The 20577-nt window shown below is 70.5% G+C and carries 20 protein-coding genes; 18 read left to right on the top strand and 2 right to left on the bottom strand.

Annotated features, from left to right (window positions below; genetic code table 11):
- The first annotated feature begins 137 nt into the window (after positions 1–137).
- The 13 genes from ACIRB7_RS20295 to ACIRB7_RS20235 all read left to right on the top strand — a co-directional run bounded on the left by ACIRB7_RS20295 (position 138) and on the right by ACIRB7_RS20235 (position 12957).
- Complete coding sequence (locus ACIRB7_RS20295) at positions 138–680, top strand: hypothetical protein (RefSeq protein WP_403600305.1); 543 nt, start codon at positions 138–140, stop codon at positions 678–680.
- A gap of 116 nt (positions 681–796) precedes the next feature.
- Positions 797–1711 (top strand): pyridoxal 5'-phosphate synthase lyase subunit PdxS, encoded by a 915-nt coding sequence (pdxS, locus tag ACIRB7_RS20290; protein ID WP_030204560.1) that lies wholly within the window; start codon positions 797–799, stop codon positions 1709–1711.
- Positions 1712–1717: 6 nt separating this feature from the next.
- Positions 1718–2311: a pyridoxal 5'-phosphate synthase glutaminase subunit PdxT gene (pdxT, locus tag ACIRB7_RS20285; protein ID WP_403600302.1), complete on the top strand. Its 594-nt coding sequence runs from the start codon at positions 1718–1720 to the stop codon at positions 2309–2311.
- A gap of 62 nt (positions 2312–2373) precedes the next feature.
- Positions 2374–3126 carry a YebC/PmpR family DNA-binding transcriptional regulator gene (locus ACIRB7_RS20280; protein ID WP_403600299.1) on the top strand — a complete coding sequence of 251 codons (753 nt, stop codon included), beginning with the start codon at positions 2374–2376 and terminating at the stop codon, positions 3124–3126.
- A 129-nt stretch (positions 3127–3255) separates the two neighbouring features.
- Positions 3256–3819 (top strand): crossover junction endodeoxyribonuclease RuvC, encoded by a 564-nt coding sequence (ruvC, locus tag ACIRB7_RS20275; protein ID WP_351216230.1) that lies wholly within the window; start codon positions 3256–3258, stop codon positions 3817–3819.
- Positions 3816–4448 carry a Holliday junction branch migration protein RuvA gene (gene ruvA, locus ACIRB7_RS20270; RefSeq protein WP_351216228.1) on the top strand — a complete coding sequence of 211 codons (633 nt, stop codon included), beginning with the start codon at positions 3816–3818 and terminating at the stop codon, positions 4446–4448. Before ruvC ends, ruvA begins: the two co-directional genes overlap by 4 nt.
- Before the next feature lie 38 nt (positions 4449–4486).
- Positions 4487–5575: a Holliday junction branch migration DNA helicase RuvB gene (ruvB, locus tag ACIRB7_RS20265; RefSeq protein ID WP_403600296.1), complete on the top strand. Its 1089-nt coding sequence runs from the start codon at positions 4487–4489 to the stop codon at positions 5573–5575.
- 165 nt (positions 5576–5740) lie between these two features.
- Positions 5741–6220: a preprotein translocase subunit YajC gene (gene yajC / locus ACIRB7_RS20260; protein ID WP_403600294.1), complete on the top strand. Its 480-nt coding sequence runs from the start codon at positions 5741–5743 to the stop codon at positions 6218–6220.
- 144 nt (positions 6221–6364) lie between these two features.
- Entirely contained in the window at positions 6365–8152 is a 1788-nt protein-coding gene (secD, locus tag ACIRB7_RS20255) for a protein translocase subunit SecD (RefSeq protein WP_403600291.1), read from the top strand.
- 1 nt (position 8153) lies between these two features.
- Positions 8154–9227: a protein translocase subunit SecF gene (gene secF, locus ACIRB7_RS20250; protein ID WP_403600288.1), complete on the top strand. Its 1074-nt coding sequence runs from the start codon at positions 8154–8156 to the stop codon at positions 9225–9227.
- Complete coding sequence (locus ACIRB7_RS20245; protein ID WP_403600285.1) at positions 9224–9775, top strand: adenine phosphoribosyltransferase; 552 nt, start codon at positions 9224–9226, stop codon at positions 9773–9775. Before secF ends, ACIRB7_RS20245 begins: the two co-directional genes overlap by 4 nt.
- Before the next feature lie 120 nt (positions 9776–9895).
- Entirely contained in the window at positions 9896–10318 is a 423-nt protein-coding gene (locus tag ACIRB7_RS20240) for a hypothetical protein (protein WP_403600282.1), read from the top strand.
- Between the two features lie 158 nt (positions 10319–10476).
- Positions 10477–12957, top strand: coding sequence for a RelA/SpoT family protein (locus tag ACIRB7_RS20235; RefSeq protein ID WP_403600278.1), 2481 nt, complete (start codon positions 10477–10479; stop codon positions 12955–12957).
- A gap of 86 nt (positions 12958–13043) precedes the next feature.
- Here ACIRB7_RS20235 and ACIRB7_RS20230 read toward each other — a convergent pair whose 3' ends face one another.
- Both ACIRB7_RS20230 and ACIRB7_RS20225 read right to left on the bottom strand, forming a co-directional pair.
- Positions 13044–14273, bottom strand: coding sequence for a DUF349 domain-containing protein (locus ACIRB7_RS20230; protein ID WP_403600275.1), 1230 nt, complete (start codon positions 14271–14273; stop codon positions 13044–13046).
- A 200-nt stretch (positions 14274–14473) separates the two neighbouring features.
- Entirely contained in the window at positions 14474–15271 is a 798-nt protein-coding gene (locus tag ACIRB7_RS20225; RefSeq protein WP_403600272.1) for a peptidylprolyl isomerase, read from the bottom strand.
- A 164-nt stretch (positions 15272–15435) separates the two neighbouring features.
- On the opposite strand from ACIRB7_RS20225, the gene ACIRB7_RS20220 reads away from it, so the two are divergent.
- The 5 genes from ACIRB7_RS20220 (at position 15436) to rpsD (ending at position 20571) form a co-directional block, all read left to right on the top strand.
- The gene (locus ACIRB7_RS20220) at positions 15436–16143 is read left to right on the top strand and encodes an MBL fold metallo-hydrolase (protein WP_403600270.1); all 708 of its coding nucleotides are present in this window, start codon (positions 15436–15438) and stop codon (positions 16141–16143) included.
- Between the two features lie 10 nt (positions 16144–16153).
- Complete coding sequence (gene hisS, locus ACIRB7_RS20215) at positions 16154–17416, top strand: histidine--tRNA ligase (RefSeq protein ID WP_403600267.1); 1263 nt, start codon at positions 16154–16156, stop codon at positions 17414–17416.
- 160 nt (positions 17417–17576) lie between these two features.
- Positions 17577–18203 (top strand): vitamin K epoxide reductase family protein, encoded by a 627-nt coding sequence (locus tag ACIRB7_RS20210; protein ID WP_403600264.1) that lies wholly within the window; start codon positions 17577–17579, stop codon positions 18201–18203.
- Between the two features lie 42 nt (positions 18204–18245).
- Complete coding sequence (locus tag ACIRB7_RS20205; protein ID WP_403600261.1) at positions 18246–19598, top strand: replication-associated recombination protein A; 1353 nt, start codon at positions 18246–18248, stop codon at positions 19596–19598.
- A gap of 358 nt (positions 19599–19956) precedes the next feature.
- The gene (rpsD, locus tag ACIRB7_RS20200) at positions 19957–20571 is read left to right on the top strand and encodes a 30S ribosomal protein S4 (protein ID WP_024758279.1); all 615 of its coding nucleotides are present in this window, start codon (positions 19957–19959) and stop codon (positions 20569–20571) included.
- Positions 20572–20577: the final 6 nt, after the last annotated feature.

The raw sequence follows: 20577 nt of genomic DNA, 5'->3' as shown, positions 1-20577 counted from the left end.
CAGCGGAACGAATGCCCACAACGGGGGGCGGGAGGCCACACGAGCGGGCGCCCACCCGTTCCGCCCCAGCGGGAACGAACGCCCACCACAGGGCGGGTTCGCCGGGTGCTCCCACCGCCCCGGTAGCCTGTGCGCCCGTGACCGAAACCCTGATCTGGACCGTCGTCGCGCTGATCCTCATCGGCGTCTATCTCAGCTGGACCGCCGGACGCCTCGACCGGCTGCACTCCCGTATCGACGCGGCCCGCGCGGCCCTGGACGCGCAGTTGCTGCGCCGGGCCTCGGTCACCCAGGAGCTGGCCACCTCCGGCGTTCTCGATCCGGCCGCCTCGATGGTGCTGTACGAGGCCGCGCACGCCGCCCGGCAGGCCGAGGAGGACCAACGAGAGGTCGCCGAGAGCGAGCTCAGCCAGGCTCTGCGGGCCGTGTTCGGCGAGCCCGAGCAGGTGGAGGTCGTCCGGCAGGCCTCCGGCGGCGAGGAGGCCGCGGGCGAACTCGCCCAGGCCGTCCGCCGGGTGCCGATGGCCCGCCGTTTCCACAACGACGCCGTGCGCGCCGCCCGCGCCCTGCGCCGCCACCGCAAGGTCCGCTGGTTCCGGCTCGCGGGCCACGCGCCCTTCCCGCTGGCCTTCGAAATGGACGACGAGCCGCCGGTGGCCCTTGCCGATCGCCCGGCCTGACACCCGTAACCTGCGAAAACGATCCACCGGGTCCACATTGGCCCTTGCTGTGGACCCCAGGTGGACTGTTTCCTCGTCCTAGTCGTCAACCCCTGTTGTCACGAGTGAGGTACCCCGTGTCCACCACGCCTTCCGTTTCCCCCCAGTCCCCCGAGACCGGCACCGCCCGTGTGAAGCGCGGCATGGCCGAGCAGCTCAAGGGCGGCGTGATCATGGACGTGGTCAACGCCGAGCAGGCGAAGATCGCCGAGGACGCCGGCGCCGTGGCCGTCATGGCCCTGGAGCGGGTCCCCGCGGACATCCGCAAGGACGGCGGCGTGGCCCGTATGTCCGACCCGAACATGATCGAAGAGATCATCGGCGCGGTGTCCATCCCGGTCATGGCCAAGTCCCGCATCGGCCACTTCGTCGAGGCCCAGGTCCTGCAGTCCCTCGGCGTCGACTACATCGACGAGTCCGAGGTCCTCACCCCGGCCGACGAGGTCAACCACTCCGACAAGTGGGCCTTCACGACCCCCTTCGTCTGTGGCGCCACCAACCTGGGCGAGGCCCTGCGCCGTATCGCCGAGGGCGCGGCCATGATCCGCTCCAAGGGCGAGGCCGGCACCGGCAACGTCGTCGAGGCCGTCCGTCACCTGCGCCAGATCAAGAACGAGATCGCCCGCCTGCGCGGCTTCGACAACAACGAGCTGTTCGCCGCCGCCAAGGACCTGCGCGCCCCGTACGAGCTCGTCAAGGAGGTCGCCGAGCTCGGCAAGCTCCCGGTCGTGCTGTTCTCCGCCGGTGGCGTCGCCACCCCGGCCGACGCCGCGCTCATGCGTCAGCTCGGCGCCGAGGGCGTCTTCGTCGGCTCCGGCATCTTCAAGTCGGGCGACCCGGCCAAGCGCGCCGCCGCCATCGTGAAGGCCACCACCTTCTACGACGACCCGAAGATCATCGCGGACGCCTCCCGCAACCTGGGCGAGGCCATGGTCGGCATCAACTGCGACACCCTCCCCGAGTCCGAGCGCTACGCCAACCGTGGCTGGTAAGAACCGATGAACCCCTCTCCCGTGATTGGTGTCCTGGCCCTTCAGGGCGACGTACGGGAGCACCTGATCGCCCTGGCCGCGGCGGACGCCGTGGCCAGGCCGGTGAGGCGCCCCGAGGAACTCGCCGAGATCGACGGCCTGGTCATCCCCGGTGGTGAGTCCACCACCATCTCCAAGCTGGCCGACCTGTTCGGCATGGCGGAGCCGCTCCGCGAGCGCATCGCGGCCGGCCTGCCGGTCTACGGCACCTGCGCCGGTCTGATCATGCTCGCGGACAAGATCCTCGACCCGCGCTCGGGTCAGGAGACCTTCGGCGGCATCGACATGATCGTCCGCCGCAACGCCTTCGGGCGGCAGAACGAGTCCTTCGAGGCCGGCGTCACCGTCACGGGCATCGAGGACGGACCCGTCGAGGGCGTCTTCATCCGGGCCCCCTGGGTGGAGTCCGTCGGCGCCGAGGTCGAGATCCTCGCCGAGCACGAGGGCCATGTCGTCGCCGTACGGCAGGGCCGCGCGCTCGCGACCTCGTTCCACCCCGAACTCACCGGGGACCACCGCATCCACGCCCTGTTCGTCGACATGGTGCGCGCGGCACGCTGATCCGATCCCGGTAGGATCTCTCGGGTTCGTGCAGTACTGGGTTACGCGAAGGAGACAGGCAGATGTCCGGCCACTCTAAATGGGCTACGACGAAGCACAAGAAGGCCGTGATCGATGCCAAGCGCGGCAAGCTCTTCGCGAAGCTGATCAAGAACATCGAGGTCGCGGCCCGCACGGGCGGCGCCGACCTGGACGGTAACCCGACGCTGTTCGACGCCGTCCAGAAGGCGAAGAAGCAGTCGGTCCCCAACAAGAACATCGACTCCGCGCTCAAGCGCGGTGCGGGTCTTGAGGCCGGCGGCGCCGACTACGCCACGATCATGTACGAGGGCTACGGCCCGAACGGTGTCGCGGTGCTCATCGAGTGCCTCACCGACAACCGCAACCGCGCCGCCTCCGACGTGCGCGTGGCCATGACCCGCAACGGCGGCTCCATGGCCGACCCGGGCTCGGTCTCGTACCTGTTCAACCGCAAGGGCGTCGTCGTGCTCCCCAAGGGCGAGCTGTCCGAGGACGACATCCTGGAGACGGTGCTCGAAGCGGGTGCCGAGGAGGTCAACGACCTCGGTGAGTCGTTCGAGATCATCAGCGAGGCCACCGACCTGGTCGCGGTCCGCACCGCCCTCCAGGAGGCCGGTATCGACTACGACTCCGCCGAGTCCAGCTTCGTCCCGACCATGCAGGTCGAACTCGACGAAGAGGGCGCGCGCAAGATGTTCAAGCTGATCGACGCGCTCGAGGACAGCGACGACGTGCAGAACGTCTTCGCCAACTTCGACGTCAGCGACGAGGTCATGGCGAAGGTCGACGCCTGATCGCGGCCGTTCCGCAGCGGGCCGACGGGGACACACCCCCGTCGGCCCGCTGTCGTTCGTGCGGTGTTGTCAGTGCCAGCGGATAGCCTGCACAAACAGTTGAGCGACAGCGGTCCAGGGAGGGGCACAGTGCGCGTTCTCGGGGTGGACCCCGGCCTGACCCGGTGCGGCGTCGGCGTCGTCGAAGGCGTCGCAGGACGGCCCCTGACCATGCTCGGCGTCGGCGTGGTGCGGACCGCGGCGGACGACGACATCGGTGTACGCCTTGTCGGCATCGAGCGCGGCATAGAGGAGTGGCTCGACCGCTTCTCGCCCGAACTCGTCGCCGTGGAGCGGGTGTTCAGCCAGCACAACGTGCGTACGGTGATGGGCACGGCCCAGGCCAGCGCCGTCGCCATGCTCTGCGCCTCACGCCGCGGCATCCCCGTCGCCCTGCACACCCCCAGCGAGGTCAAGGCCGCCGTCACCGGCAGCGGCCGCGCCGACAAGGCCCAGGTCGGCGCCATGGTGACCCGGCTGCTCCGGCTCGCCGCCCCGCCCAAGCCGGCCGACGCCGCCGACGCCCTCGCCCTCGCCATCTGCCACATCTGGCGGGCCCCCGCCCAGAACCGCCTCCAGCAGGCCGTCGCCCAGAACCGTCTCCAGCAGGCGGTCGCCCAGCAGGCGTCCGCAGTGAAAGGCCGAACCCGATGATCGCCTTCGTCAGCGGCCCGGTCGCCGCCCTCGCCCCCACCACGGCCGTCATCGAGGTCGGCGGCGTGGGCATGGCCGTCCAGTGCACCCCGGGCACCCTGGCGGGACTGCGGATCGGGCAGGACGCCCGGCTCGCCACCTCCCTCGTCGTCCGCGAGGACTCCCTCACCCTGTACGGCTTCGCCGACGACGACGAGCGGCAGGTCTTCGAACTCCTCCAGACCGCCAGCGGCGTCGGCCCCCGTCTCGCGCAGGCCATGCTCGGGGTCCACAGCCCCGACGCGCTGCGCCTCGCCGTGTCCACCGGAGACGAGAAGGCCCTCATGGCCGTCCCCGGCATCGGCAAGAAGGGCGCGCAGAAACTACTCCTCGAACTGAAGGACAAGCTCGGCTCCCCCCTCGGCAGCAGCGGCCTGGTCGGCGCCCAGCGCGCCGCCGCATCCGGCCCCGCCCCCTGGACCGAGCAGCTGACCGCCGCCCTGATCGGCCTCGGCTACGCGAGCCGCGAGGCGGAGGAGGCCGTCGGCGCGGTCGCCCCCCAGGCCGAGGCCGCCATCGCCGAGACCGGCACCGCCCCAGTACCGCAGCTGCTCCGCGCCGCCCTGCAGACCCTCAACCGCGCCCGCTGACCCGCGGGCCACCACGTACGAACGAGAAGGCATCCACCGTGAACTGGGACGACGACACCGCCGCCGAGGCCCCCGACGCCGAGGCGCGTATCGTCGGCGCCTCCGCCGAGGGCGACGACCAGGCCGTCGAAGCGGCCCTGCGGCCCAAGGACCTCAGCGAGTTCGTCGGCCAGGAGAAGGTCCGCCAGCAGCTCGACCTGGTCCTCAAGGCCGCCCGGCAGCGCGGCGCCACCGCCGACCACGTGCTGCTCTCCGGCGCCCCCGGCCTCGGCAAGACCACCCTGTCGATGATCATCGCCGCCGAGATGAACGCGCCGATCCGCATCACCTCCGGCCCCGCCATCCAGCACGCGGGAGACCTCGCCGCGATCCTCTCCTCCCTCCAGGAGGGAGAGATCCTCTTCCTCGACGAGATCCACCGCATGTCCCGGCCCGCCGAGGAGATGCTCTACATGGCGATGGAGGACTTCCGCGTCGACGTCATCGTCGGCAAGGGCCCCGGCGCCACCGCCATCCCCCTCGAACTCCCGCCCTTCACCCTGGTCGGCGCCACCACCCGGGCCGGACTCCTGCCGCCCCCGCTGCGCGACCGCTTCGGCTTCACCGGCCACATGGAGTTCTACGACCCCGCCGAGCTCCAGCGCGTGATCCACCGCTCCGCCGGGCTCCTCGACGTCGAGATCGACGCGGCCGGCGCCGCCGAGATCGCCGGGCGCTCCCGTGGCACCCCTCGCATCGCCAACCGCCTGCTGCGCCGCGTCCGGGACTACGCGCAGGTCAGGGCCGACGGCGTCATCACCCGCGAGATCGCGGAGGCGGCCCTCAAGGTGTACGAGGTCGACGGCCGCGGCCTCGACCGGCTCGACCGCGCCGTCCTCGAAGCCCTCCTGAAGCTCTTCGGCGGCGGACCGGTCGGGCTCTCCACCCTCGCGGTCGCGGTGGGGGAGGAGCGCGAGACCGTCGAGGAGGTCGCCGAACCCTTCCTCGTACGCGAAGGCCTGCTCGCGCGCACACCCCGTGGCCGGGTCGCCACTCCCGCGGCCTGGGCGCACCTCGGGCTCGTTCCACCGCAGGCAGCGGGCCCGGCGGTGCCAGGAAGCGGACAACCGGGGCTCTTCGGGGCGTGACGGTGCTGACACTCGCCCGGACCGGAACCGGGGTGCGATGCTGGACGTTGTTCCATCGATGTGGACTCGCCTAGACTCCGCCGATGCCGACCTTTCTGGTCGGCGCGCCCACCCCCGAAGATCAGGCCGCGGGTTCTCCGCGACCGTGCGAAGGAAACCCGTCCCGTGAGCATCCTGACTCTCCTCCCCTTCATCGTCCTCATCGGGGCCATGTTCCTCATGACCCGCTCTGCCAAGAAGAAGCAGCAGGCGGCGGCTCAGATGCGTGACGAGATGCAGCCCGGCACCGGCGTACGCACGATCGGGGGGATGTACGCCACCGTCAAGGAGATCGGCGACGAGACCGTCCTCCTCGAGGTCGCGCCCGGCGTGCACGCCGTCTACGCGAAGAACGCCATCGGCGCGGTCCTCCCGGACTCCGAGTACAACCGCATCGTCCACGGCGACGACGACGAGTCGGACACCGACACCGTCGTCCCGGACGACGCCTCGTCGCTCACCGGGACCACCGAGGCCACCGAGGGCACGGAGACCGCCGAGGACGCGGAGCCCAAGGCCGACCTGACGAAGAAGTCGGACACGGCCGAGGCCGCCACCGAAGGCCAGAAGGACGGCAAGGCCGACGGCGAGACCGACGCGAAGTAGTCGCGGCCGGGGACACCGCGCGCGCCCACCGGCGCGCGCGGTCCCCGAAACGGTTCCACGTCTGCGGGGGAAGGTCCCCACACACACTTCGTGGCCGTCTCACGCATACCCGGCGGAAGACGGTTGGACAGGGAGATACGACAGGTGGCAGCACCGAAGAAGGGCCGAAGGCCGGCGGGGGGACAGAGCCGGCCGGGCCGCGCCCTGGCACTCATCCTGATCGCCATGGTCGCGCTCACCGGCGGCATGTTCTGGTCGGGGCACACCACCCCGCGTCTGGGCATCGACCTCGCCGGCGGTACGTCGATCACGCTCAAGGCCAAGGCTGATCCGGGCCAGGAGTCGGCGGTCAACGAGACCAACATGAACACCGCCGTCGGGATCATCGAGCGCCGTGTCAACGGCCTCGGTGTCTCCGAGGCCGAGGTCCAGACGCAGGGCCGCGAGAACATCATCGTCAACATCCCTCGCGGGACGGACGAGAAGCAGGCCCGGAAGCAGGTCGGTACCACCGCCCAGCTCTACTTCCGGCCCGTGCTCGCCGTCGCGGCCGCCGCGCCGCAGCCGGTGCCCAGCGCCGGCACCACCGGCTCCCCTTCGGCCCCGCCGAAGCCGTCCGCCTCCGCCTCCGGCGCGACGGTGGGCGAGAAGTCGGCGACCCCGACGGCCACCGCGTCCACGCAGGGCCGTGCGCTGACCGAGGCCCTCAAGGCCCCGAGCCCCACGCCCACGGGCAGCGCGTCGTCGCCCTCTTCGCCCTCCGCGACCCCCAAGGCCCCGGAGACCCCGCCGGCGACCCAGACGCCCGACGCCTCCAGCGCGGCGCTCGAGAAGAAGTTCAGCACCCTGAACTGCCTCGACCCGAAGCAGCGGACGACCGTCGGCCAGGGCGTCCTGCCCACCGAGCCGACCGTGGCCTGTGGCAAGAACGCGATCGACCAGTGGGAGAAGTACCTCCTCGGCCCGGCCGAGGTCGACGGCAAGGACGTCGACGACGCCCAGGCCGCGATCGACCAGCGGACCGGCCAGTGGATCGTGGACATGGAGTTCACGTCCGCCGGCTCGAAGAAGTTCCAGTCGATCACCAGCAAGCTCTCGCAGCAGACCGAGCCGCAGAACCAGTTCGCGATCGTCCTGGACGGCGAGGTCGTCTCCGCGCCCCGCGTCCAGACCACGCTGAGCGCCAGCGCCCAGATCTCCGGCAGCTTCAACCAGCAGTCGGCCCAGGACCTCGGCAACATCCTGTCCTACGGCGCCCTGCCGCTCACCTTCGAGACGCAGAGCGTCGACACCGTCACCGCCGCCCTCGGTGGTGACCAGCTGGAAGCCGGTCTGATCGCCGGCGCCATCGGTCTCGCACTGGTCATCATCTACCTGGTCGCGTACTACCGCGGCCTGTCGCTGGTGGCCATCCTCAGCCTCGGCGTCTCCGCGCTCCTCACCTACGTGATCATGGCCCTGCTCGGCCCGGCCATCGGCTTCGCGCTGAACCTGCCGGCCGTCTGTGGAGCCATCGTCGCCATCGGTATCACCGCGGACTCGTTCATCGTCTACTTCGAGCGCATCCGCGACGAGCTCCGCGAGGGCCGCACGCTCCGCCCGGCCGTCGAGCGCGCCTGGCCGCGCGCCCGCCGCACGATCATGGTCTCCGACTTCGTGTCGTTCCTGGCCGCGGCCGTGCTCTTCATCGTCACCGTCGGCAAGGTCCAGGGCTTCGCGTTCACGCTCGGCCTGACCACCCTGCTCGACGTCGTCGTGGTGTTCCTCTTCACCAAGCCGCTCATGACGCTCCTCGCGCGGACCAAGTTCTTCGGTGAGGGCCACGCCTGGTCCGGCCTCGACCCGAAGCGACTCGGCGCCAAGCCGCCGCTGCGCAGCTCCCGCCGTGCCACCGCCTCTGCCGCTGGCCCTGTCGACCCGAAGGAGGCGTGAGATGTCGAAGCTCGGCGATCTCGGAGCCCGGCTCCACCGCGGTGAGGTCGGCTACGACTTCATCGGCAACCGCAAGATCTGGTATGGCCTGTCCATCCTGATCACCATCACCGCCATCGTCGCCCTCGCCGTCCGCGGCCTCAACATGGGCATCGAGTTCCAGGGCGGCGCGGTCTTCACCACCCCGAAGTCGGACGTCTCCGTCAGCCAGGCGCAGGAGTACGCGGAAGAGGCCTCCGGCCACGACGCGATCGTCCAGCAGCTCGGCAACGGCTCCCTGCGCATCCAGGTCGGCGGCCTCGACACCGCGCAGTCCGACCAGGTCCGCTCGGAGCTCGCCAAGGACCTGAAGGTCCCCGAGGACAAGATCGCGGCGGAGCTCGTCGGCCCCAGCTGGGGTGAGCAGATCGCCAACAAGGCCTGGACCGGTCTGGGGATCTTCATGATCCTCGTGGTGATCTACCTGGCCATCGCCTTCGAGTGGAGAATGGCGGTCGCGGCACTCATCGCCCTCATCCACGACCTCACGATCACGGTGGGCATCTACTCGCTGGTCGGCTTCGAGGTCACGGTCGGTACGGTGATCGGTCTGCTGACCATTCTCGGTTATTCGCTGTACGACACGGTCGTCGTCTTCGACTCCCTCAAGGAACAGACGAAGGACATCACGAAGCAGACCCGCTTCACGTACAGCGAGATGGCGAACCGTTCGATCAACGGCACCCTGGTCCGTTCGATCAACACCACCGTCGTCGCGCTGCTGCCGGTCGCCGGCCTGCTCTTCATCGGTGGTGGCGTCCTCGGCGCCGGCATGCTCAACGACATCTCGCTGTCGCTGTTCGTGGGTCTCGCCGCCGGTGCGTACTCCTCGATCTTCATCGCCACCCCGCTCGTCGCCGACCTCAAGGAACGCGAGCCGGCGATCAAGGCCCTCACGAAGCGCATCGCCGTCAAGCGGGCCGGCGCCGCCGCCAAGGGCGAGGCGGAGGACGGGTCGTACGCCGACGAGGCGGAGGCCGCCGTCGTGGGTCCGCGCGCGAGCCGTCGTGGCCGCGCGCAGGAGCGCCGAGGATGACCGCCGAGGCCCAGGACGTCACCGCACTCCTGCTCAGCCGCATCCGTGACGTCCCCGACTACCCGAAGCCGGGCGTACTGTTCAAGGACATCACGCCGCTGCTCGCGGACCCCGAGGCGTTCACGGCGCTCACCGACGCCCTCGCCGCGCTGTGCTCCGCGCACGGCGCGACGAAGATCGTCGGACTCGAGGCGCGCGGCTTCATCCTGGCCGCCCCGGTGGCCGTCCGCGCCGGACTGGGCTTCATTCCGGTCCGCAAGGCCGGCAAGCTCCCCGGGGCCACGCTTCGCCAGGCGTACGAGCTGGAGTACGGCACCGCCGAGATCGAGGTGCACGCCGAGGACCTGGCAGCGGGCGACCGCGTCATGGTCATCGACGACGTCCTCGCCACCGGCGGTACGGCCGAGGCCTCGATCGAGCTCATCCGCCGCGCGGGCGCCGAGGTGGCGGGCGTCGCGGTCCTGATGGAGCTCGGCTTCCTCCCGGGCCGCGCCCGGCTGGAGCCCGCCCTGGACGGGGCGCCGCTCACCGCACTCATCCGAGTGTGATCGTTCAAGTCCGACGATCTCCCGCCCGATAACGGTCGAGGGATACGGCAGCGGGCGCCCGGGACCTCCCGGGCGCCCGTCGTCGTTCCCGACCGTTACGCGCCGCCAGGAGGAAGTCGTATGAACATGTCGCGGAAGACCGTCGCGGGAGTCGTCTCCCTGATCGCGCTCGCCGCCCTCGGAACCACCGCGAACCCCGCGAGCGCGGGCCGGCCCGCCCAGGCCCCCGAGGCGGCCCCCGGCGCCACGGCGAGCGTGTGCACCGGCTGGAAGAACGCCGGAAGCGTGCCGCTGAAGTGGACCAAGGCAGGCGACGGCTGCGGCCACTTCGGCGCCAACGGCATGAAGATGGGCTACGCCTGGAAGGTCTACAAGGGCGGCAGCATCTGCGTCCGCGCCAAGGGCTACGACGCCCGGCGCAAGGAGTTCTGGTCCAGCCCGCTGTGCGGGAAGAGCGGCTCCCTCAAGGTCCACTGGGGCAACGTCGCCGCCACCAAGGAGATCCAGGTGAAGGGCGGGCCCTCCCTGCTCCGCTGGAACTGACGAACCGGCCGGTGAGGGGGCCACGCGGTTGCGCCGCCCCCTCACCGCGCGGAGCCCGCCGCAGGTGAGGACCACCGCGTGCGCATCGGCACTCCCGGCTCGATACCATGGGCTTTCCGGGCCTGTCCGGGGGACCCGGCCACGCACGAGGAGCGCTCTTGCCAGACGAGGCCCAGCCACTCTCCGCCGCGCAGCCCGACCCGAAGGCCGACCAGGCCGCGCCGGGGACCGGCACGCCCCAGAACAAGCCCGCGGAGACCGGGCCCACGCCTGCCGCGCCCGCGCCGCCCGCCCCCGAGGCCCCCGCCCCCGCGCGGCCCGCCCCGGCCGCGCCCGCCCGCTCGGGCGGCTCCTCCAACCGGGTCCGCGCCCGCCTCGCCCGGCTCGGCGTCCAGCGCTCCTCCCCGTACAACCCGGTCCTCGAACCGCTGCTGCGGATCGTCCGCTCCAACGACCCCAAGATCGAGACGGCCACGCTCCGCCAGGTCGAGCGGGCCTACCAGGTCGCGGAGCGCTGGCACCGGGGCCAGAAGCGCAAGAGCGGCGACCCGTACATCACGCACCCGCTCGCCGTCACCACCATCCTCGCCGAGCTCGGCATGGACCCGGCGACGTTGATGGCCGGGCTCCTCCACGACACCGTCGAGGACACCGAGTACGGCCTCGACACCCTCCGCCGGGACTTCGGCGACCAGGTCGCGCTCCTCGTCGACGGCGTCACCAAGCTCGACAAGGTCAAGTTCGGCGAGGCCGCCCAGGCCGAGACCGTGCGCAAGATGGTCGTGGCCATGGCCAAGGACCCGCGCGTCCTGGTCATCAAGCTCGCCGACCGCCTGCACAACATGCGCACCATGCGCTACCTCAAGCGGGAGAAGCAGGAGAAGAAGGCCCGCGAGACGCTCGAGATCTACGCGCCCCTGGCCCACCGCCTGGGCATGAACACCATCAAGTGGGAACTGGAGGACCTCGCCTTCGCGATCCTCTACCCCAAGATGTACGACGAGATCGTCCGGCTCGTCGCCGAGCGCGCCCCCAAGCGGGACGAATACCTCGCCATAGTGACCGACGAGGTCCAGACGGACCTCCGCGCGGCCCGTATCAAGGCCACCGTCACCGGCCGGCCCAAGCACTACTACAGCGTCTACCAGAAGATGATCGTCCGCGGCCGTGACTTCGCGGAGATCTACGACCTGGTCGGCATCCGCGTCCTCGTGGACACCGTCCGCGACTGCTACGCGGCCCTCGGCACCGTCCACGCGCGATGGAACCCGGTCCCCGGCCGGTTCAAGGACTACATCGCGATGCCGAAGTTCAACATGTACCAGTCGCTGCACACGACGGTCATCGGACCCAACGGCAAGCCCGTCGAACTGCAGATCCGCACCTTCGACATGCACCGGCGCGCCGAGTACGGCATCGCCGCGCACTGGAAGTACAAGCAGGAGGCCGTCGCCGGCGCCTCCAAGGTGCGCGCCGACGTGCCGAAGAGGACCGGCAAGGACGACCACCTCAACGACATGGCGTGGCTGCGGCAGCTCCTCGACTGGCAGAAGGAGACCGAGGACCCCAGCGAGTTCCTGGAGTCCCTGCGCTTCGACCTCTCCCGCAACGAGGTCTTCGTCTTCACGCCCAAGGGCGACGTCATCGCGCTGCCCGCGGGCGCCACCCCCGTCGACTTCTCCTACGCCGTCCACACCGAGGTCGGTCACCGCACCATAGGCGCGCGGGTCAACGGGCGGCTCGTGCCGCTCGAATCGACCCTCGACAACGGCGACCTGGTCGAGGTCTTCACCTCCAAGGCGGCCGGCGCCGGGCCGTCCCGCGACTGGCTGGGCTTCGTCAAGTCCCCGCGCGCCCGCAACAAGATCCGCGCCTGGTTCTCCAAGGAGCGCCGGGACGAGGCCATCGAGCAGGGCAAGGACGCCATCGCGCGGGCCATGCGCAAGCAGAACCTGCCGATCCAGCGGATCCTCACCGGCGACTCCCTCGTCACCCTCGCCCACGAGCTGCGCTACACCGACATCTCCTCGCTGTACGCGGCGATCGGCGAGGGCCATGTCACCGCCCAGTCCATCGTGCAGAAGCTGGTCCAGGCGCTCGGCGGCGAGGAGGCCGCCACCGAGGACGTCGACGAAGCCACCATGCCGACGCGCGGCCGCTCCAAGCGCCGCTCCAGCGCCGACCCGGGCGTCGTCGTCAAGGGCGTCGAGGACGTCTGGGTGAAGCTGGCCCGCTGCTGCACCCCCGTGCCCGGCGACCCGATCATCGGTTTCGTCACCCGCGGCAGTGGCGTATCGGTTCACCGCAGCGACTGCGTCAACGTGGAGTCGCTGTCCCGCGAGCCGGAGCGGATCCTCGAGGTCGAGTGGGCCCCCACCCAGTCCTCGGTGTTCCTCGTCGCCATCCAGGTCGAGGCGCTCGACCGGTCCCGACTGCTCTCGGACGTGACCCGGGTCCTCTCGGACCAGCACGTCAACATCCTCTCGGCGGCCGTCCAGACCTCCCGCGACCGGGTGGCCACCTCCCGCTTCACCTTCGAGATGGGCGACCCGAAGCACCTGGGGCACGTCCTCAAGGCCGTACGGGGCGTGGAGGGCGTCTACGACGTCTACCGGGTGACCTCGGCCCGCAGGCCGTGACGAGGGCCATGCCGTAACCCGGATCACGAGGAAGGCCCCCCGGCTCGCTGCCGGGGGGCCTTCCTCGTACGGTCACGGCTCGCGTATCAGCCGCCGAACTCCTCCAGGCCCTTCATGGCCTGGTCGAGCAGGGCCTGGCGGCCCTCCAGCTCGCGCGAGAGCTTGTCGGCCTTGGCGTCGTTGCCGGAGGCGCGGGCCGCGTCGATCTGCTTGCGCAGCTTCTCGACCGCGTCCTGGAGCTGACCGGTCAGACCCGCGGCACGCGCGCGTGCCTCCGGGTTCGTCCGGCGCCACTCCGCCTCCTCGGCCTCCTGGATCGCCCGCTCCACCGTGTGCATCCGGCCCTCGACCTTGGGCCGGGCGTCCCGCGGCACGTGGCCGACGGCCTCCCACCGCTCGTTGAGGGAACGGAAGGCAGCGCGCGCCGCCTTCAGATCCCCCACCGGCAGCAGCTTCTCGGCCTCGGTCGCGAGCTCCTCCTTCAGCTTGAGGTTCTCGGTCTGCTCCGCGTCCCGCTCGGCGAAGACCTCACCGCGCGCCGCGAAGAAGACGTCCTGGGCGCCGCGGAAGCGGTTCCACAGATCGTCCTCGTGCTCGCGCTGGGCGCGGCCGGCCGCCTTCCACTCCGCCATCAGGTCGCGGTAGCGGGCCGCCGTGGTGCCCCAGTCGGTGGAGTTCGACAGCGACTCCGCCTCGGTGACCAGACGCTCCTTGACCTTGCGGGCGTCCTCACGCTGGGCGTCCAGCGAGGCGAAGTGGGTCTTGCGGCGCTTGGAGAACGCCGAGCGGGCGTGCGAGAAGCGGTGCCACAGCTCGTCGTCGGACTTGCGGTCGAGCCGGGGGAGGCCCTTCCAGATGTCCACGAGGGCCCGCAGCCGCTCGCCCGCGGAGCGCCACTGCTCGCTCTGGGCCAGCTCCTCGGCCTCCGTGACCAGCTTCTCCTTGGCGGCGCGGGCCTCGTCGGTCTGCTTGGCCTTCTGGACCTTCCGCTCCTCGCGGCGCGAGTCGACCGTCTCGACGAGCTTGTCGAGACGGGTCGCGAGCGCGGCCAGGTCACCGACGGCGTGGTGCTCGTCGACCTGCTGCCGGATGTGCTCGATCGCCGCGGTGGCGTCCTTCGCCGAGAGGTCGGTGGTCCTCACCCGCTTCTCGAGGAGGCCGATCTCGACAACCAAGCCCTCGTACTTGCGCTCGAAGTAGGCCAGAGCCTCCTCAGGGGTGCCGGCCTGCCACGATCCGACGACCTTCTCACCCTCGGCCGTCCGCACGTACACGGTGCCCGTCTCGTCGACGCGGCCCCACGGGTCGCTGCTCACAGCGCCTCCTCACCATGATGCCGTCGCGGGGTCGTACCCCCCGGGCATCGTCCACAGTTTCCCGGCGGGCCTCGCCCGCCATCCGCAGCGCGGCCGACGGCCCAACGCTGCACAACGTCAATCTAGGCGAACCGCGGCCCGGCTGTCCGCACTCAGCGCGACCGAGATTCGACGGTCACGCGCGGGTGCGGACGCCCGGCTCACTTCTTCGCGACGGTCGCCTTCTCGATGGTGACGGCCTTCTTCGGGGCGCCGTCCGTGGCGCCGCCCGTGACACCCGCCGCGGCCACCTTCTCGACCACCTTCAGGCCGGCCGCGTCGATCTTCCCGAAGGGGGTGTAGGTCGGCGGCAGCTTGGTGTCCTTGTAGACGAGGAAGTACTGCGAGCCGCCCGTCCCCGGCTTCCCGGTGTTGGCCATGGCCACGGTGCCGGCCGGGAAGGTCACCCTGCCGTCCGCGCCCGCCTTGCCGAGGGCGCCCAGGTTCTCGTCCGGGATGTTGTAGCCGGGGCCGCCGGTGCCGTCGCCCTTGGGGTCACCGCACTGGAGCACGAAGATGCCGTCGGTGGTGAGCCGGTGGCACTTCGTCCCGTCGAAGTACTTCTTGTCGGCGAGGCTCTTGAAGGAGTTCACCGTGCGCGGGGTCTTCGCCGCGTCCATGGTGATCGTGACGTCGCCCTCGTTGGTCTTCAGAGCCATGGTGTACGTGGCCTTCGGGTCCACGGCCATCTTCGGCTCCGCGTTCGCCGACTCGCTCCCCGTGGGCGCCGGAGTGGTGGGCGCGTCGCTCGCCGCGTTGTCCGAGTCCTTCGGGGAGTCGTCGCCGGTCAGCGCCACGGAGGCGTAGACGGCGCCGCCGGCCGCGAGGACGACCGCGAGCGCGGCCGCGACGACGGTGTTGCGGCGCTTCGTCTTGAGCCGGTTCTCCTCCCGCCGCTGCTGCTGCCGCGCGTACTTCTCCCTGGCAAGCTGCCGCCGCCGCTGATCGCTGGTGACCACCGGTTCCGCTCCTGTCGCTCGTCTGTTCCTGTCCTGGCCGGATGTGCCCGTACCGTATACGGGTTGGCTGTGGAAGCGGCACCGCCGGTAGGCTCTGATCTGCCGAATCCCGTGATTCCCGAGATTTCCGCGCCCCCGTGCCGGACGACAAGCAAGGACAAGACGTGCTGATTGCCGGGTTCCCCGCCGGGGCCTGGGGGACCAACTGCTATCTGGTCGCCCCCGCCGCAGGCGAGGAGTGCGTGATCATCGACCCGGGCCACCAGGCCGCCCAGGGAGTCGAGGAGACGCTGAGGAAGCATCGGCTCAAGCCCGTCGCCGTCGTCCTCACCCATGGACACATCGACCACGTCGCCTCCGTCGTGCCGGTCTGCGGCGCCCATGACGTCCCCGCGTGGATCCACCCGTCCGACCGCTACATGATGAGCGACCCGGAGAAGGCCCTCGGCCGCTCCATCGGGATGCCCCTCATGGGCGAGCTGACCGTGGGAGAACCCGACGACGTGCGGGAACTCACCGACGGCGCCGAGCTGAAGCTCGCCGGTCTCGACTTCTCCGTCGCCCACGCGCCCGGTCATACCAAGGGGTCGGTGACCTTCAGGATGCCGGAGACCACGGAGATCCCGTCCGTGTTCTTCTCCGGGGACCTGCTGTTCGCCGGCTCCATCGGACGCACCGACCTTCCCGGCGGTGACATGGACGAGATGCTCGCCTCGCTGGCACGTGTGTGCCTGCCGCTCGACAACTCGACCGTGGTGCTGTCGGGACACGGTCCCCAGACGACCATCGGCCAGGAGCGCGCCACCAACCCCTATCTGCGGGACGTGGCCTCCGGCATCGGGAGCACGGACGCTCCCCGACGAGGAATGTGACGAGACTTTCGTGAGCACCTTTCAGGCCCCCAAGGGCACGTACGACCTGATCCCGCCCCGCTCCGCCACGTTCCTGGCGGTCCGGGACGCGATCTCCACGCCGCTGAGGAACTCCGGCTACGGCTACATCGAGACCCCCGGTTTCGAGAACGTCGAGCTGTTCTCCCGCGGTGTCGGTGAGTCCACCGACATCGTGACCAAGGAGATGTACACCCTCACCACGAAGGGCAACGACCACCTCGCCCTCCGTCCCGAGGGCACCGCGTCCGTCCTGCGCGCGGCGCTCCAGGCCAACCTGCACAAGCAGGGCAACCTGCCGGTGAAGCTCTGGTACTCCGGCTCGTACTACCGCTACGAGCGGGCCCAGGCGGGCCGCTACCGCCACTTCTCCCAGGTCGGTGCCGAGGCGATCGGCTCCGAGGACCCGGCACTCGACGCCGAGCTGATCATCCTGGCCGACCAGGCGTACCGCTCCCTCGGCCTGCGGAACTTCCGCATCCTGCTCAACTCGCTGGGCGACAAGGAGTGCCGTCCCGTCTACCGCGAGGCGCTCCAGGGCTTCCTGCGCGGGCTCGACCTCGACGAGGAGACCCTGCGCCGCGCCGAGATCAACCCGCTGCGCGTCCTCGACGACAAGCGCGAGTCCGTGCAGAAGCAGCTCGTCGGCGCGCCGCTCCTGCGCGACTACCTGTGCGACGCGTGCAAGGCGTACCACGAGGAGGTGCGCGCCCTCGTCACCGCGGCCGGCGTGGTCTTCGAGGACGACGCCAAGCTGGTGCGCGGCCTGGACTACTACACCCGCACGACCTTCGAGTTCGTCCACGGCGGTCTCGGCTCGCAGTCGGCGGTCGGCGGCGGCGGTCGCTACGACGGCCTCTCCGAGATGATCGGCGGCCCCGCGCTGCCGTCCGTCGGCTGGGCGCTCGGGGTGGACCGTACGGTCCTCGCCCTGGAGGCGGAGGGCATCGAGCTCGACCTCCCCGCCGTCACCAGCGTCTTCGCGGTGGCCATCGGCGAGGAGGCGCGCCGGATCCTCTTCGGCAAGGTCACCGAGCTGCGCAGGGAGGGCGTCTCCGCGGACTTCTCCTTCGGCGGCAAGGGCCTCAAGGGCGCCATGAAGGACGCCAACCGCTCGGGCGCCCGCCTCGCCGTCGTCGCCGGTGAGCGCGACCTCGCCGAGGGTGTCGTCCAGCTCAAGGACATGGAGTCCGGCGAGCAGCAGGCGATCGCCGTGGACGGTCTCCTGGACGCGGTACGGGCCAAGCTGGCCTGACGGAACGGCCCTACGGACGGAAGGGGCCCGGCCCACGCACGCGCGTGGACCGGGCCCCTTCCGCGTCCTCTCTCCTTATCCCCGGCGAACGGCGGACGGGGGGCGCGGTGCGGCAGAATGACCGTGCCCGACAAGGCGGACGATCGAGGGACAAGGCGACATGACGAAGGCAGCGGTGGAAGAGGCCGCGTCCGGCCGGGACGGCGGCGGCACGATCGGTGCGAGCAGGGCCTTCGCCTGGCTCCTCGTGATCACCGGAGCGGCCGGTGTGCTCGCCGCCTGGGTCATCACGATCGACAAGTTCAAGCTCCTCGAGGACCCCGGCTTCACCCCGGGGTGCAGCCTCAATCCGATCGTCTCCTGCGGCAACATCATGAAGAGCGACCAGGCATCGGTCTTCGGCTTCCCGAACCCCATGCTCGGCCTGGTCACGTACGCCATGGTGATCGCGATCGGTCTGGGGCTGCTCGCCGGTGCCCGCCACCGCCGCTGGTACTGGCTCGGCCTCAACGCCGGGACGCTGTTCGGCGTCGGTTTCTGCACCTGGCTGATGTACCAGTCGCTGTACGAGATCAACTCGCTCTGCCTGTGGTGCTGCCTGGCCTGGGTCGCCACCATCGTCATGTTCTGGTACGTGACCTCGCACAACGTCCGCCACGGCGTCCTCCCCGCCCCCCGCGGCCTCAGGACCTTCTTCGACGAGTTCACCTGGATCCTGCCCGTCCTGCACATCGGGATCATCGGCATGCTCATCCTGACCCGCTGGTGGGACTTCTGGACCAGCTGACGGAAACCCGCGCTGTCAGTGCCGTGACCTAGGCTTCATGACGTGGAGCCCGACCTCTTTACGGCAGCAGCCGAAGACCGCCAGGAGAAGGACCCGGCCAGCAGCCCGCTGGCCGTCCGGATGCGCCCGCGCACCCTCGACGAGGTGGTGGGCCAGAAGCACCTGCTCAAGCCCGGCTCGCCGCTGCGCCGACTGGTGGGGGAGGGGGACGGCGGCCCCGCCGGCGCCTCCTCGGTGATCCTCTGGGGCCCGCCGGGCATCGGGAAGACCACCCTGGCGTACGTCGTCTCGAAGGCGACGAACAAGCGGTTCGTGGAGCTCTCGGCGATCACCGCGGGCGTCAAGGAGGTCCGTGCGGTCATCGACGGCGCCCGGCGCGCGGTGGGTGGCTACGGCAAGGAGACCGTCCTCTTCCTCGACGAGATCCACCGCTTCTCCAAGGCACAGCAGGACTCGCTCCTGCCCGCCGTGGAGAACCGCTGGGTGACGCTGATCGCCGCCACCACCGAGAACCCGTACTTCTCGATCATCTCCCCGCTCCTCTCCCGCTCGCTGCTGCTCACCCTGGAGCCGCTGACCGACGACGACCTGCGCGGTCTGATGGCGAGGGCCCTCACCGGCGAGCGCGGCCTCGGCGGGGCCGTGACCCTGCCGGAGGACGCCGAGGCCCATCTCCTCCGCATCGCCGGCGGCGACGCACGGCGCGCCCTGACCGCCCTGGAGGCGGCGGCGGGAGCCGCCCTCGCCAAGGGTGAGCCGGAGATCACCCTCCAGACGGTCGAGGAGACCGTCGACCGCGCGGCCGTGAGGTACGACCGGGACGGCGACCAGCACTACGACGTGGCCAGCGCGCTCATCAAGTCGATCCGCGGCTCGGACGTGGACGCGGCCCTGCACTACCTGGCGCGCATGATCGAGGCGGGGGAGGACCCGCGGTTCATCGCCCGTCGGCTGATGATCTCCGCGAGCGAGGACATCGGACTCGCCGACCCGAACGCGCTGCCGATCGCCGTCGCCGCCGCGCAGGCCGTCGCCATGATCGGTTTCCCGGAGGCGGCGCTCACCCTGAGCCACGCCACCATCGCCCTGGCCCTGGCCCCCAAGTCGAACGCCGCGACGACCGCGATCGGCGCGGCCCTCGCGGACGTACGGAACGGCCACGCGGGATCGGTCCCGCCGCACCTGCGCGACGGCCACTACAAGGGCGCGGCCAAACTCGGTCACGCCCAGGGCTATGTCTACCCGCACGACGTCCCGGGCGGCATCGCCGCCCAGCAGTACGCGCCGGACACCATCCACGGCAAGCACTACTACGAACCGACCCGCTACGGCGCCGAGGCGAGATACGCGGATGTGGTGGAGCGCGTGCGGGCCCGCCTCAAGGGCGAGGAGTAGGGCCGTCCCGCGGTGGGCGTGCGAGGGCGCCCCGCGGACCCGGTACACTGGTCCGGATTGCTGCGTCCCGTGCCCGGCTCCGGTCGGCACCACCAGAACGGGACAGTCAGCCGGAGACCCGGCCCTCGGGCGGGGTTTCCAGGAGCGTCGCGCACCTTCGAAGGTGTCGCGTGCCACCCACCACCCCCCGGTTCCCGGGAACGGCGGTGGGTCGTTCGCGTGCTGCACGTATGTGCCCAGACCTGGGAGCGGCTGCCCAACAGGTCCGTCCCGTACGGACCCGACGGGTTTCCCGGCTGCGGATGCGACCTCCCCTAACCCTGGTGAAGCCGTTTCGTACCATTAGAGAGGTTGGTTCATGCCGAACCAGTCCCGTCCCAAGGTCAAGAAGTCGCGTGCCCTCGGCATCGCGCTGACCCCGAAGGCTGTCAAGTACTTCGAGGCCCGCCCCTACCCGCCGGGCGAGCACGGCCGTGGCCGCAAGCAGAACTCGGACTACAAGGTCCGTCTGCTCGAGAAGCAGCGTCTGCGCGCCCAGTACGACATCAGCGAGCGCCAGATGGCGCGCGCCTACGACCGCGCCAAGAAGGCCGAAGGCAAGACGGGCGAGGCGCTGGTCGTCGAGCTCGAGCGTCGCCTCGACGCCCTGGTCCTGCGTTCGGGCATCGCCCGCACCATCTACCAGGCCCGCCAGATGGTCGTCCACGGCCACATCCAGGTCAACGGTGGCAAGGTCGACAAGCCGTCGTTCCGTGTCCGTCCCGACGACGTCGTGATGGTCCGCGAGCGCAGCCGCACCAAGCCGCTGTTCGAGGTCGCCCGTGAGGGTGGCTTCGCCGCCGACGGTGAGACCCCGCGCTACCTGCAGGTCAACCTGAAGGCCCTGGCCTTCCGCCTCGACCGCGACCCGAACCGCAAGGAAATCCCGGTCATCTGCGACGAGCAGCTGGTCGTCGAGTACTACGCCCGCTGATCCAGG

The organism is Streptomyces sp. NPDC093795 (assembly GCF_044764665.1).
GTDB lineage: Bacteria > Actinomycetota > Actinomycetes > Streptomycetales > Streptomycetaceae > Streptomyces.
The sequence above is the reverse complement of the archived record's forward strand: the minus strand, read 5'-3'. Positions and strand labels throughout refer to the sequence as shown.

Excerpts from the sequence above, each read along its gene's own strand:
- rpsD (WP_024758279.1), top strand. The coding sequence starts at position 19,957 with ATGCCGAACCAGTCCCGTCCCAAGGTCAAGAAGTCGCGTGCCCTCGGC.
- ACIRB7_RS20280 (WP_403600299.1), top strand. The coding sequence starts at position 2,374 with ATGTCCGGCCACTCTAAATGGGCTACGACGAAGCACAAGAAGGCCGTG.
- ACIRB7_RS20240 (WP_403600282.1), top strand. The coding sequence starts at position 9,896 with ATGAACATGTCGCGGAAGACCGTCGCGGGAGTCGTCTCCCTGATCGCG.
- secF (WP_403600288.1), top strand. The coding sequence starts at position 8,154 with ATGTCGAAGCTCGGCGATCTCGGAGCCCGGCTCCACCGCGGTGAGGTC.
- ruvA (WP_351216228.1), top strand. The coding sequence starts at position 3,816 with ATGATCGCCTTCGTCAGCGGCCCGGTCGCCGCCCTCGCCCCCACCACG.
- ACIRB7_RS20245 (WP_403600285.1), top strand. The coding sequence starts at position 9,224 with ATGACCGCCGAGGCCCAGGACGTCACCGCACTCCTGCTCAGCCGCATC.
- ACIRB7_RS20210 (WP_403600264.1), top strand. The coding sequence starts at position 17,577 with ATGACGAAGGCAGCGGTGGAAGAGGCCGCGTCCGGCCGGGACGGCGGC.
- pdxT (WP_403600302.1), top strand. The coding sequence starts at position 1,718 with ATGAACCCCTCTCCCGTGATTGGTGTCCTGGCCCTTCAGGGCGACGTA.